10 protein-coding genes are annotated in these 13,975 nt (G+C 66.5%); 7 read left to right on the forward strand and 3 right to left on the reverse strand.

The genetic code is table 11. The features are described 5' to 3' along the window. Positions 1–368 precede the first annotated feature (368 nt). Together ACQP1T_RS06655 and ACQP1T_RS06660 are read left to right on the forward strand one after the other, a co-directional pair. The gene (locus ACQP1T_RS06655; RefSeq protein WP_433759057.1) at positions 369–1,550 is read left to right on the forward strand and encodes an exonuclease SbcCD subunit D; all 1,182 of its coding nucleotides are present in this window, start codon (positions 369–371) and stop codon (positions 1,548–1,550) included. Between the two features lie 238 nt (positions 1,551–1,788). Beyond that, entirely contained in the window at positions 1,789–5,130 is a 3,342-nt protein-coding gene (locus ACQP1T_RS06660; RefSeq protein WP_433759058.1) for an AAA family ATPase, read from the forward strand. A 144-nt stretch (positions 5,131–5,274) separates the two neighbouring features. Here the strand turns inward: ACQP1T_RS06660 and ACQP1T_RS06665 are convergent, their stop codons facing one another. Continuing rightward, positions 5,275–5,607 carry a hypothetical protein gene (locus tag ACQP1T_RS06665; protein WP_433759059.1) on the reverse strand — a complete coding sequence of 111 codons (333 nt, stop codon included), beginning with the start codon at positions 5,605–5,607 and terminating at the stop codon, positions 5,275–5,277. Between the two features lie 339 nt (positions 5,608–5,946). Between ACQP1T_RS06665 and ACQP1T_RS06670 the strand changes: the two genes are divergently transcribed. Both ACQP1T_RS06670 and ACQP1T_RS06675 read left to right on the forward strand, forming a co-directional pair. Next, entirely contained in the window at positions 5,947–7,548 is a 1,602-nt protein-coding gene (locus ACQP1T_RS06670; RefSeq protein WP_433762012.1) for a DNA-3-methyladenine glycosylase 2 family protein, read from the forward strand. A 2-nt stretch (positions 7,549–7,550) separates the two neighbouring features. Further along, positions 7,551–8,069 (forward strand): methylated-DNA--[protein]-cysteine S-methyltransferase, encoded by a 519-nt coding sequence (locus ACQP1T_RS06675; RefSeq protein WP_433759060.1) that lies wholly within the window; start codon positions 7,551–7,553, stop codon positions 8,067–8,069. Positions 8,070–8,074: 5 nt separating this feature from the next. Here ACQP1T_RS06675 and ACQP1T_RS06680 read toward each other — a convergent pair whose 3' ends face one another. Continuing rightward, a complete protein-coding gene (locus ACQP1T_RS06680) occupies positions 8,075–8,422 on the reverse strand; it encodes a YbdD/YjiX family protein (protein ID WP_433759061.1) in 348 nt (115 codons plus the stop codon). Next, a complete protein-coding gene (locus tag ACQP1T_RS06685) occupies positions 8,335–10,647 on the reverse strand; it encodes a carbon starvation CstA family protein (RefSeq protein ID WP_433759062.1) in 2,313 nt (770 codons plus the stop codon). The genes ACQP1T_RS06680 and ACQP1T_RS06685 overlap by 88 nt, the downstream gene beginning before the upstream one ends. A gap of 203 nt (positions 10,648–10,850) precedes the next feature. Between ACQP1T_RS06685 and ACQP1T_RS06690 the strand changes: the two genes are divergently transcribed. From ACQP1T_RS06690 to ACQP1T_RS06700, 3 genes are all read left to right on the forward strand, one after another. Then, positions 10,851–12,140, forward strand: a complete 1,290-nt coding sequence (locus ACQP1T_RS06690) for an ABC transporter substrate-binding protein (protein ID WP_433759063.1) — start codon at positions 10,851–10,853, stop codon at positions 12,138–12,140. A 38-nt stretch (positions 12,141–12,178) separates the two neighbouring features. Then, a complete protein-coding gene (locus ACQP1T_RS06695; protein ID WP_433762013.1) occupies positions 12,179–13,057 on the forward strand; it encodes a carbohydrate ABC transporter permease in 879 nt (292 codons plus the stop codon). Between the two features lie 77 nt (positions 13,058–13,134). Beyond that, positions 13,135–13,959 carry a carbohydrate ABC transporter permease gene (locus ACQP1T_RS06700; RefSeq protein ID WP_433762015.1) on the forward strand — a complete coding sequence of 275 codons (825 nt, stop codon included), beginning with the start codon at positions 13,135–13,137 and terminating at the stop codon, positions 13,957–13,959. The last annotated feature ends 16 nt before the right edge of the window (positions 13,960–13,975 follow it).

Genomic DNA, 13,975 nt, shown 5'->3' on the forward strand with positions numbered 1-13,975 from the left:
TTCGAAACCCGTGAGCAATCGGCCAGCAGCGCGTCGCCGAATCAGGTAGGAGCCGCGGATTCGTACTAGGCAGATGATCCCCAATTTGCATGCAGCAAACAGAGTGCTCAGGCCGAACGACCCGCCACTGGCGACCACTGCGGACCGAGTCTTACGTTCGTCGCGTCCGAGTCGTCGAAACGCGTGCTGCAGGCTCGGGACTCGACCACCCGCACGCGTGCACCAAGTGCCGGACAACCAGCCATTGGCGACCACAACGGCGCGAGTCTCGACGGCTCGGACGCGAGACACCAGGGGGCCGCGAACACGCCGCGCCCGCGCGGCCAAATTGTTGAGTGTGTCGGTGCTATCGCCTACGGTTTCGCGGCATGCGGATGCTGCACACCTCGGACTGGCACATCGGGCGCACATTCCATGGGGTCGATCTGCTCGCCGATCAGGCCGCCGCGCTCGCGGCCATTGCCGAATTGGTGGCCGCGGAATCCGTTGACGTCGTCGTACTGCCGGGGGACGTGTACGACCGATCGATTCCGAGCGCGGACGCGATCGCGGTGTGTATCCAGGGATTCGAGGCCATCCGCGCGGCCGGTGCGCAGATCGTCGCGACCTCCGGCAACCACGATTCACCGACGCGGCTCGGCGCCGGTGCGAGTTTCGCGGCGGCGGGTGGGTTGCATCTGCGCACGACGGTCGCCGCTGCTGATCAACCGGTGCTGTTGTCCGATGAGCACGGCGTGATCGCCTGCTACGGCATCCCGTATCTCGAACCGGAGATCACTCGTGCCGAACTCGATGTGCCGCAAGCACGTTCGCATGCGGAGATCTTGGACGCGGCAATGAGTCGGATACGGGCCGATATCGCCGAGCGCCCCGGAACCCGCACCGTGGTGCTGGCCCACGCCTTCGTAGTCGGTGGTGAGGCGACCGGTTCCGAGCGTTCGATCTCGGTCGGCGGTGTCGAGACCGTGCCGCTGTCGGCATTCGACGGCATCGACTATGTGGCGCTCGGACATCTGCATTCGCCGCAGACGCTCTCGGAATCGGTCCGCTATTCCGGATCACCGCTGCCGTATTCCTTCGCCGAGACCTCGCATCGCAAGGCGGTATGGCTCGTCGATCTGGACGCCACCGGCCTGCATTCGGTGCAGCGCCGCGATCTCCCGCTCGTGCGCGGTCTGAGCCGTCTCACCGGGACACTCGACGAATTGCTCAGTGACGCGGCCTATTCCGGGGCGGAGGAGCACTACGTCTCGGCGACGCTCACCGACTACGCCCGTCCCGTCGACGCCATGCGCAAACTGCGCGAACGCTTCCCGCATGCGGTGCATGTGGAATGGTCACGCCCGGAAGGCAACCCGGAATTGCGCTACCGTGAGCGCGTGCACGGCCGCCGCGATACCGAAGTAGCACAGAGCTTTCTCACCGACGTCCGCGGCGAACCGACTCCGGGCGAAATGGCCTGGCTGGAAAGGGCGCTCGCCGCCGCCGTCGCCGAACCCGACCGGGTGGTGCCCGCGGCGGTCACGCTTGCCGGAGAACTGTCCGCATGAGCGGCGATCGGTCGACACACGACCCACTCGAGCCGATGGCTTGCTTCGGTGAATCCGCGCCGGCCATCGTCGCGGCGACTGTGCGGTCTGCGAGCTTTACCACCGATCGCCTCGTCGGGCCCCCGGAGCCGTATACCGGCCATTGTGGTGGGTCTGCGCAGGGCGGTGCGGTGACCGCACAATTCGCGACGACGCGCCGGAAGGTGTTGGCGGCGAATGCGGTTGCCGGGGGCGTTGCATGAGGCTGCACCGACTGGAGATGACCGCATTCGGCCCGTTCGCCGAGACCGCGGTTGTCGACTTCGACGCGCTCGGCGCGGATGGGCTGTTTCTGCTGCACGGGCAGACGGGGGCCGGAAAGACGACGGTGCTCGATGCGATCGCATTCGCGTTGTACGGCAGTGTGCCCGGCGCGCGTGGCGAGAGTAAGCGCCTGCATTCCGACCACGCCGACGAGCAGACGCCACCGCGGGTCGTGCTCGAGGCGACGCTGGGCGGGCGACGGGTGCGGTTGACGCGCTCGCCGGAATTCCTGCGGCCGAGTAAGCGGGCCAAAAGCGGCTGGGTCAAGGAGAATGCGGCCGCCACGCTGGAATGGCTGGACGGGCGCGGTGCGAACCTCGCTCGACTGACCGACATCGGTGACGAGATCATCCGATTGCTCGGGATGAGCGCTGACCAGTTCTTCCAAGTCGTGTTGCTGCCTCAGGGCGACTTCGCGCGATTCCTGCGCGCGGAGAACGAGGAGCGCGAGAAGCTGCTCGAAAAGCTTTTCGACACAGAGCGTTTCGGTAGTGCCGAGCAGTGGTTGGCGGATAGGCGTCGGGCTTCGGCAGCCGACGTGGAGTCGCGCAAGCAGGGCATCGATCGATTGATCGCACAGGTCGCGGTGGCGGCGGGGGAGACGGCGGCCGAAGCCGTCGGCCCGCTCGAGGCGGTCGGTTGGTCGCAAGATCTCCTCGCGACCGCGCGCGCCGCACTCACCGAAACAGCCGCGGAAGCCGAACGGTGCCAACAGGAATCGGCGCGCATCCGGTCTCGTGCCGAAGAGCAACGCCGCCTGCACGAACTGCGCCGCCGGATGACCGCCGCGCGTGAGCGGCTCGACGAATACGCGGCCACCGCCGACCACCGCGCGGACCTACAGGCCGAACTCGAATCGGCCCGCCGTGCCGCGCCGGTCGCCGAGGCCATCGATGCGGCTCGCGCCGCGGTAATGCACGCCAGGCGCAAGTCGGATGAAACCCACCGCATCGCGGCACGATTGGCCGCCCTGCTCGCCGAACCCGCTGGTGCGGACGTCGCGGGCAATGAGCTGATCACGGTCGAGCGCGGGCCGGACGGCACGCCGATCGTCGTGGCCGACGCGGATGTCGACGCGGCCATTCGACGGTGGAGTGCCCAGATCGGCGCGCTCGACGAGGTGAGCGCCGACGCGACCACCGCGACCCGGCTCACCTCCGAACTGGCCACGCTGCGCGAGGAGGACACCGCCCTCACCGGCCGCGTGGACAAACTGACCCGAATGCGTCAGCAGCTGCCCGAATCCATCGCCACCATCGAGGCCCGGCTGCGCGAAACCACCGAGGCCGCGGCCACACTGCCCACCCTGACCGCCGAATGCGAACGCCTGCAGGCCGCGGCGACGGCGGCGGTCGAACTCGCCGGTCGCAGAACAACTCTCGACCACGCGCGGATCGAATTGGAGTCGGCCCGCGCCGCGCACCTCGATGCCAAGGAACGCGTGCTCGACCTGCGTGAGCGCAGGCTGGCCGGAATGGCCGCAGAACTCGCCGGTCAGCTGACCGACGGTGAGCCGTGCACGGTATGCGGCTCGGCCGACCATCCCGCACCGGCCCGCGCCGCGGCCAGCGCGGTGTCGAAGGACGCCGAGGATGCGGCGACCGCCGCGGAGCGCGCGGCCGAGGACGCTCGCGACCGGGTGCTGGCCCGAATCACCGATCTGGAACGCGAAATCGATGCGCTGATCGCCCGTGGTGGCGATGCCGACCGCGTCGAACTGGCCGCCGCACTGCGCGCCGCCACCGACCGCTACGAGGACGCGTCCGAACTCGCCAGTCTCTCCGACAGCCTCACCGCCGAACTGTCCCGCCTGCGCACCGACGAATCGCGCCTGCACGACGAACTCCGCGAATCCGATACCCGCCGCAGCACCGTCACCACCCGCATCGCCGCAGCCACCGCGCGCCTCACCGAACTCACCGACCGCCTGCGCACGGCCGCGGGAGCCGACGAAACCATCGACCGCCGCCGCGCCCGCCTCGACACCCTGATCGGCGACGCCACCGCCCTCCGTGACGCCCGCAACGACGAGTCGGCCGCAATCGAGCAGGTCACCGCGATTGCCGATAGGGTCGAAAGTCTCGCGCTGGCAGCAGGTTTCGTCATCGAGCAGGCGGACAACCCCATCGCGACCGGTCCGGGGGCAACGCCCGGTCGGGCGGCTGGTTCGAATGCCTCGCGGGCCGCCGATCTACGCGACGCGGCCAGTTGTAATGCGGTCATCGATGCTGACGGCGCTGGCGATGCCGATGGTGCTGACGATGCTGGCGCTGGCGACGCCGACGGTGCCGGCGCTGGTGCGGTCTCCAAATTGACCCAGAGGCGCATCGACCATGCGGTGACCACCAGGGGTGCAGTCGGTTCGAGGTCAGCCGAAGATGGCAGGCAACCGCGCGACGACGTAGCCCTGTTGACGGCATACGCCCGAGTGGTCACCGCCGCCACGCGAACCGCGCAGCGGCAGAGTGAGATCGAAGCCGAACTTGTCGCCGCGGATCGAACTCGCGCGCATGCCGAGGCGGTCCTGGCGGAGCCCGAGATCCGAGCGGCCGCCTCGACCGAGCCCGGCGATCTCGCGGAGTTGGAGTCCGCCGTGGCCGCCGCGCAGACCCAACTGAACGCCGCGGTCGCCGCGCACGCGGAGGCCGCTCGTCGGGTGAACCTGCTGGAGGATCTGGGCGGACAGCTGTGGGCCGCGGTCGATCGGATCGCCCCGGTGCAGCGCGCCCATGAGGAACTCGCCGCGCTCGCGGAGGTCGTCGCGGGCCGAGGCGAGAACAATCGTCGAATGTCGCTGCGCTCCTATGTACTTGCCGCCCGGCTGGAAGAGGTGGCATTGGCGGGTTCGGTTCGACTGCGCCGAATGTCGGGCGGCCGCTACGAATTCGTGCACTCCGACAAGGCGGGCCCGCGTGGCCGTCGCGGCGGCCTCGGCCTCGATATCCGCGACGACTACACCGGCGCGGTCCGCCCTGCCAAAACCCTCTCCGGCGGCGAATCCTTCATGGCCGCATTGTCATTGGCGCTCGGTCTCGCCGATACCGTGGCGGCAGAATCGGGCGGCGTGGTGCTCGACACCATCTTCATAGACGAGGGTTTCGGCGGACTGGATGCCGATACACTCGACTCGGTCATGGGGGTCCTGGACGAACTCCGTGCGGGCGGGCGCGTGGTCGGCGTGGTCAGCCACGTCGATGAGATGCGCCAGCGGATTCCGAGCCGCCTGCACGTCATCCGCGGGCGAGCGGGCTCCCAACTGCGCGCTACCGTCGCCTGAGCATATGTGCCGATCGCCGTTCATCGCGGCACGCTCGGACCGGTCCAGATCAGGTGTCCATACGCTGGCAGCGCACCGATCCGGACCTGAAGTGCCGCAACGGATCAGGTGATAGTCGCGCCCGGACACCCCCGATCACATCCGCTACCCGCCGATCGGTCCAGCCGCGTCCGGTCGCAGCGCGTGCGGCAGTGCGGCTGTCTCTTTCCAGGTCCACGGCTGCGGCCAGCGCTCCTGGTACAGGTACGGCTGGCCGAGCGCGACAAGCGCCAATTTCTCGTCCGGATCCAGCGGCCACGGCCCGGGCTTCTCGGTGAGATGCTCGTGCCGAGGTACGGGCAGACCGCCGTCGAGGCCGGTCACATAGACCTCCAGCAGGTGCTCCCGGCTGTGTGATCCGCGAATGAACATCGGGGTGTAGCCGGTGTCGAGCGGGAACGGCTCCTCACCTTCGAATACGAGCCGGGACTGCGGCAATCGATGGGCGCACTGCCGGTGTTGTCGAGCTGCCAGCGGTCGCACCGGTAGGTCAGCGTGCCGTGTACGCGACTGATCCGCAGATCGTCCCCGCCGACACCGACATCCGGCCCGCGATGCGGTCTCCGACGCCAACTATCCGCCCGTCCTCGTAATTCGGCCCATATCTCGATATTCCGGCCCAAATCTCGCGAACGCGGTGTAGCGCTCAGGACGAGATTCCGTTGTGCTGCTCGACAATTCGGAGACTTACGGGTGCGGACCGCTGCTGGCTCGTCCGTGCCCGCCATGGGGGTTATGGCGGATTTCCGCTAGCGTTCGGTGCGGGTTGCTGCCATTGTGGATTGGGTGACGATCACGGCTTTGGATTTCGAGCGCTGCTATCGGGCAGTATCGACCCGGGACTCCCGATTCGACGGCCAGTTCTTCACCGCGGTGCGGACTACCGGAATCTATTGCCGCCCTTCATGCCCGGCGATTACCCCGAAACCGACCAATGTGACGTTCCTGCCGACCGCCGCCGCCGCGCAGCAGGCCGGATACCGAGCCTGCCGCCGCTGCCTGCCCGATGCCGCGCCGGGCTCGCCGCTGTGGAATACCCGCGCCGACCTGGCCGCACGGGCGATGCGGCTCATCGGCGACGGCGTCATCGAACGCGGCGGCGTGCCCGCACTGGCCGCCACGCTCGGCTATTCACAGCGCCAGCTGACCCGGGTGCTCAGCACCGAACTGGGGGCCGGTCCGCTGGCACTGGCCAGGGCGCATCGCGCGCACACCGCCCGGCTGCTGATCCAGACCACGAATATGCCGATGTCCGATATCGCCTTCGCCGCCGGATTCGCCAGCATTCGCCAGTTCAACGACACCGTCCGCGAGGTTTTCGCGGTCAGCCCGACCACCATGCGCACCGAGGCGCAGCGGGTGACCCGCTCCGGCAGCCACTTGGTGCCCGCCACCAATGGCTCGCTCACGCTGCGGCTGCCTTTTCGCGAGCCACTGGACCGCGGCTGGCTCGAGTGGTTCCTCGCCTCGCACGTCGTGCCGGGCATGGAGCTATGGGAGGACCGCGCCTACACCCGGAGCCTGCGCACCCCGCACGGACATGCGACGACGCGGCTCAGTTTCCAGCGCGACCACATGCGCGCCGAACTGGCCCTGCACGATATGCGCGACCTCGCACCGACTGTCGCGCGACTGCGGCATCTGCTGGACCTTGATGCGGACCCGGTCGGTATCGATGAGGCGCTCGGTGTGGTGCCCGCCGATACCGACGTCATCGAGACGTCCGGACGAGATCTCCCGGACGCCGGTGCGGCACCAGCCGACCATCCCTTCAATGTCGGCGCGGCCGTCCGCCGCACTCGAGCCCGCCCGTCGTTCACTCCCGGCATCCGCGTGCCCGGCTCCCTCGACGGCCCGGAGTTGTTGCTGCGCACCATGATCGGTCAGCAGATTTCGGTATCCGCGGCCGCGACGCACACCGCTCGGCTGGTCGAGGCTTTGGGCGAGCCGATCGACGGACCGGTCGCCCGCCTGTTCCCGACTCCGGCCGCGATCGCCGAAGGCGGGGCCGAGGTTTTGACCGGTCCGGCGCGGCGGACCCGCTCGATTATCGGCGCCGCGTCGGCCCTCGCATCCGGCGATCTGGTGCTGCACCAGGGCCGCACCGCCAGCGACCTACGCCGCGACCTGCTGGCTCTGGAGGGTGTCGGACCGTGGACCGCCGATTATGTGACCATGCGACTGCTGGCCGATCCGGATGTCCTGCTCGACACCGATCTCGTTGTCCGCCAAGGCGCCACTCTCCTCGGCGTCGATCTCACCGATACCGCGCGCTGGGCGCCGTGGCGTTCATATCTATCCATGCACCTGTGGAAAGCCGCGCTCGCCGGTCGCAAGGCCACACCACCGAAAGTAACCGCGATGAAAGCGAAGACCTGAGCGTGACAACCGATTTCGCGACCTCCGATACTCCGATCGGCCCGTTCACCGCACTGGTCGAAGCCGACGGCGCCGTGCTCGCTTCCGGTTGGACCGCCGACGCCGAGAACTTGCGGCAGTTGGTCCACCCGAAACTGCGGCCGAGCCAGTTACGCCGACGTGCTGACCTCGGCGAGGTGACGCGTGCGATCACCGCCTACCATCGCGGCGAATTGACCGCGATCGACGCGATCGAGGTGCGTCAACAATCCGGCGAATTCCTCATGCACGCATGGGAAGTACTGCGTAAGATCCCGGCGGGCGATCCGGTCACCTACACCGAATACGCCGCCATCTCCGGCCGTCCCGATGCCACCCGAGCCGCCGCCAATGCCTGCGCCCGCAATGCCGCGGCGCTTTTCGTGCCGTGCCACCGGGTGCTGCGCATCGGTGGAGCACTCGGCGGATTCCGGTGGGGGCTGCCGGTCAAGCGTTGGCTCTTGGATCACGAGCGCGGCGAAGCTCAGTTGACCATCGGATAGCCGGTTCAGCAGCAGCGATTCTGTGGATTGCTATCCGCGTCCGCATGCCGGCGGCGCCAATACTCGCGCTCCGAGGGAATCTCGCAACCGGGGTGATTGCGCTGCAGATGGTCCACATAGCGCTGGTAATCCTGCCCGCCCAGCACCGCGTTGAACCACGTAACGAAGGCGCGAACCCTTGCCGCACCGGTACTCGCGGCCACCCGCAGACGCCGAATGACGGCCGGTCGAGGTGACCGGCCGTCATTCGGCTGAGCTGCTGCGGTCAATGTACTGGTGTTTCCGGCGTCGCACCCTTGGCATGTGCGGCGCCGGGCGCCCGGACCTGCCCCGATTCGATCAGGGCATCCCATTCCTTCTGCACCGCCTTCTCTTCCGCGGTGGCGATGAAACCACGCGGTGCGAAGATCTTCGACGGCTCGTCCGGCGTTTCACTGCTCGGTCCGCCGCCCGCGCGCCAGGCACGGTAGCACACGACCACACCGACGACCGCGACGACCAATACCAACACCGCGAAGATGATCGACAAGGTGCCCTGGATGAACGTATTACGCACAACCTTGTCCATGTCGTCGGCAGTCTTGGCCGGTGCCAACAACTTTCCGGCATCGCGGGCGGCACTGTAGTTATCGTGCTGCTTCCAGTAACCGATCTTCGGATCCGCGGAGAAGATCTTCTGCCAGGACGCCGTCATCGTCACGATCAGATCCCAGATCAGCGGCAGCGCGGGAATCCACGCCCACTTCACCAGACCCTTCTTGATCAGAATGGTCAGCACGACGGTGAGCGCGATCGCGGCCAGCAGCTGGTTGGAGATGCCGAACAGCGGGTAGAGCGTGTAGATGCCGCCGAGCGGATCGGTGACACCCATCAGCAGCACCGAACCCCAGGCCGCGACCACAATGGCCGAGCACAGCCAGGCGCCGGGCCGCCACGACGGATCCTTGAACTTCTTCGCCGGACCACCGAGATTGCCGAGCGAATCCGAGAGCATGAAGCGCGCGACACGGGTACCGGCGTCGATGGTGGTGAGGATGAACAGCGCCTCGAACATGATCGCGAAGTGGTACCAGAACGCCTTCAACCCGGAGCCGCCGAGGAATCCGGACATCACCTGGGACATGCCGACCGCAAGCGTCGGCGCGCCACCGGTGCGCGAAATAATGCTGGTCTCGCCGACATCCTTGGCGGTCTGGGTCAACTCACCCGCGGTGATCGGATCACCGCTCAGCCCAAGGGAATTGGTGTAAGCGGCGGCCTTCTCGGCGGTGCCGCCGGTGAGGCCGGCGCCCGCGTTCATGGCGAAGTACAGGTGCTGGTCGATGATGCTCGCGGTGATCATCGCCATGACCGCGACGAACGACTCCATCAGCATGCCGCCGTAGCCGATCATCCGCGCATGCGACTGCTTCTCCAGCAGTTTGGGCGTGGTGCCGGAGGAGACCAGCGCGTGGAATCCGGACAGCGCGCCACATGCGATGGTGATGAACAGGAACGGGAACAGGCTGCCCGCGAAGGACGGACCGTTGCTGTTGTGCGCGAACTGCGACACCGCGGGCGCCTTCAGCACCGGCATGGTGAACACGATGCCGAGCGCGAGCAGACCGATGGTGCCGATCTTCATGAACGTCGACAGGTAATCGCGCGGTGCGAGCAGCAACCACACCGGTAGCACCGAGGCGATGAAACCGTAGACGATCAGCAGCCAGGCGATGGTGGTGCCGGACAGCGTGAACAGGTCACGGCCCCAACCGGATTCGGAAACCCAACGGCCGGAGATGATGACCAACAGCAGCAATGCGAAGCCGACGATCGATACCTCACCGACCCGACCCGGCCGCACAAAGCGCAGGTACAGACCCATGAACAGGGCGATCGGGATGGTCATGCCGATGGAGAACACACCCCACGGGCTGCCGCCGTGCAGCGCGCCATCCGGGCCCTTGACCGCGGCCAGCGCCTGCACGACCACGATGCCGAGCACCGCGAGCAGGATCATCATGATCACCAGCACGGCGATGATCGCGGCGACACCGCCGATCGGCCCGAGTTCGTCACGGGCCATCTGCCCGAGGCTGCGCCCGCGGCGCTTCGACGAGGCCCACAGCACCAGATAGTCCTGCACCGCGCCCGCGAGGACGACGCCGACGATGATCCAGATGGTGCCCGGCAGATAACCCATCTGCGCGGCCAGCACCGGTCCGACCAGTGGACCCGCGCCCGCGATGGCGGCGAAGTGGTGCCCGAACAGCACCCGCCGGTCCATCGGCATGTAGTCCTTGCCGTTCTCCAATTCCTCGGCGGGCGTAGCCACATCGTCGCGCGGCTTGGTGATCCGGTATTCGATCAGCCGCGCGTAGAACTGGTAGGCGGTGACATAGGTGCAGACCGCCGCGATCACGATCCACACCGCATTGACGTTCTCACCGCGCGAGATGGCGAGGACGGCCCAGGCTATCGCTCCGACGACCGCGATCGCCCCGAAGATCGCCTTCTTCCGTGGCGTGATCGGGGAGTGATCGACCACCCCGACGGGCGGCAGATCGGGATCCGTCCGCAAATATTCGATTGTCGCCATCCGCTTACTCTCCTGAAAAACGCGCAGGATCCTGCTCAAACATCTGACAACGTATCCGATTGGTGATGTCGATCGGGCTCGTTTCCGATCGGCTTAGGACAACGTTAAGTTTTGTTCGTGTGTCGGACATCACCTCGGTGTTGCCGAACGTATGCTGCCATGCGATTCCGCCGAACTCCACACCCGCCTGGAGGAGGGCCTCGTTGCGCAGGCGCACGCTGCTCGGCTCGGTGCTGGCCGCGCCGCTGCTCGCCACCACCGGCTGCGGATCCGATGACGACGCGCTGACCTTCTTCTTTCAGGCCAGGCCGGAGGAGGCACGGGTCCGGCTGAAGATCATCGACGAGTTCCAGCGGCGACATCCGCAGATCCGGATCCGCACCATCATGTCCGGTCCGGATCCACTGCAGCAGATGCTCACCTACTGCGCGGGCGGCAAATGTCCCGACGTCATGATGGCTTGGGAGCTGCTCTATGCCGGACTCGCCGAGCGTGGGGTATTGCTGGATCTGCGCACGCTGCTCGATCGGGAGCCCGAATACGCCGCCGCGCTGCGTGCCGACAGTTATCCGGCGCTCTACGACACCTTCACCTACGGCGGTGGGCAGTATGCGCTGCCGGAACAGTGGTCTGGGGTGTTTCTGTACTACAACCGAAGACTGTTCGCCGATGCCGGAGTGGCCGCGCCGACCCGGTGGCAGGACGCCTGGTCTTTCGACGAATTCCTGGATGTCACAAGGCGACTCACGCGACATGAGTCATCCGGGCGGACCCAGTGGGGGTTCGCCGACGCCTGGGTACCGTATTTCTCGGCGGCGTGTTTCGGGATGAACAATGGGGCGGAGTGGTTCTCGCCGTCGGTGGATCCGATCAGGACCGATCTCGATGATCCTCGGTTCACCGAGGGGTTCCAGTTCTATGCCGATCTCGCGGTTCGCCACGGGGTTGCGCCGAAAGTTGCCGACCAGCAGTCGGTTTCGGCACCGGATCTGTTTCGTCGCGGGCGGGCGGCGATGGCGATGGGTGGGCATTGGCTGTATTCCGAGTTCGCCGGGCAGGATGATCTGCCCATCGATGTCACGGTGTTGCCGGTCGGGCCGCATGGCGGGCCGGGGGCGTTCACCGATGTGGGGAGTACCGGGTTGTCGATCGCCGCCGATAGTCCGCGCATCGAACAAGCTTGGGAATTCGTCAAATTCGCGACCGGGCCGGTCGGGCAGGCCATAATCGCGTCCTCCGGACTTTTCGTGCCGGTGCTGAAATCCGCAATGGGCTCGGCTGGATTCGCGGATGCGCATGGCGAGATACGCAATTTGCGGGTGTTCACGGAAGGACCGGAGAATTCGCGGGCGCTGCCGGTTACTCCGGTGTGGGGCAAGGTTTCCGCGCTACTGGAGCGCGGTGGCAACCGGGTGCTGCGCGGTGCCGCAACCGCCGAGTCGGTGAGTGCGTCCCTGACTGCTGATATCAATACCCTTCTGGAATCCTCATGATCAGTAGCCGAATGCGCGCGCCACACGAGCCGGGTCGGCTGGCGCGGCGGCGTGAGCGGGCGGGCTGGATGTTCGTGGCACCGAATCTGGGTGCGGTGCTGGTGTTCTTGCTGCTTCCGCTCGCGATCTCGTTGTATCTGAGCCTGCACTCGTGGGACTTGTTCAGTGCGCCGCGGTTCGTGGGGACGGCCAACTATCGGCGGCTGTTCGCATCGGATCCGTTGTTCCTCATCGCATTACGCAATACCGCGGTTTTCACCGTGTTGACGCTGGTACCGACGGTGCTGATCGGGCTGGCCGTTGCCGCCGTGCTCAATCGGAAGTTGGCCGGTATCGGCATCTTTCGGACCATCGCGTTCCTGCCGCTGGTCGCCTCGACCGTGGCCATGGCGGTGGTGTGGCGCTTCATCTTCACCACCGATGACGGGCTGCTCAACATTATGCTCGGCTGGGTCGGCATCGATCCGGTGCCGTGGCTGACCGACCCGGATTGGGCGCTGATCTCGCTGAGCATCGTGACCGTATGGAAGAGCGTGCCCTTCGCGACGGTCATCCTGCTGGCGGCGATGCAGGGCGTGCCGGAGACGCTGTACGAGGCGGCGCGCATCGACGGGGCGGGGGCACTGCGGCGGTTCTGGTCGGTGACGCTGCCGTTGATCCGCGGCCCGCTGTCGTTCGTCTTCGTCATCACCATCATCAACTCGGTACAGGCCTTCGATCAGGCCTATGCGTTGACCGGAAGCAATGGTGGACCGGAGACCGGAACCTATTTGCTCGGAATCATGTTGTTCCAGAACGCCTTCGGGTTCTACGAGGTCGGCTATGCGGCGGCGCTGGCCTGGGTGATCTTCGCGATTCTGCTGGTGCTGACGCTCGGGCAGTTGCGGTTCGCGCGCCGGGCGGAGGTCGAGTTGTGAATGCGTACGAGGTGGTTCGGTCGCTTCCGGTGCGGATCGGTGTCCGGGCACGCAGTACTGGACGGGTAGAGCGGGCGATACTGCGCCGAACGGTGCGTGGCGTGCTGATCTATATCGCGCTCGTCGGTGTCGCGTGGTGTGCGCTGTTTCCGATCCTGTGGGCATTGTCGGGTTCGTTGAAGCGCGATGGCGAGATCACCGAGCCGACACTGGTTCCCGCGCGTCCGCAGTGGTCCAACTACGGGAAGGTCTTCGACCTGCTGCCGCTCGGGCGGATGCTGCTCAATACCGCGTTGTACGCGTTATGTGTCACGGCCGGGCAGGTCTTTTTCTGCTCGCTGGCCGGATATGCGTTCGCGCGCTTGCGATTTCGCGGACGCGATGTGCTTTTCCTCGCCTATCTCGGCACGCTGATGGTGCCTCTGACGGTTACCGTGATTCCGCAATTCCTGATCATGCGCGCCTTCGGCTGGGTGGACACACCGTGGGCGATGATCGTTCCCGGCCTGTTCGGCAGCGCATTCGGCACCTATCTGATGCGCCAGTTCTTCCGAACGTTGCCCGCCGAACTCGAGGAAGCCGCGATCGTCGACGGGTGTACCACCTGGCAGGTGTTCTGGCGAGTGTTGTTGCCGCACACCCGTCCCGCGCTCATGGTGCTGGGGGTGCTCACCTGGATCACCGTCTGGAACGATTTCCTGTGGCCGCTGATCATGATCCAGCGCAACGATATCGCCACCGCCACATTGGGTTTGGTGCGGCTGCAAGGCCAGTACCACACGCAATGGCCGATTCTCATGGCCGCGGCCGTTGTCATTCTGCTGCCGCTGGTGGTGGTCTACGCGGTCGCGCAAAGGGCGTTCGTGCGCGGCATCGCGGCATCGGGCCTCGGCGGGCGTTGACGGCCGCGCTGATGGC

The organism is Nocardia sp. CA-135398 (genome assembly GCF_050955845.1).
Classification (GTDB): domain Bacteria; phylum Actinomycetota; class Actinomycetes; order Mycobacteriales; family Mycobacteriaceae; genus Nocardia.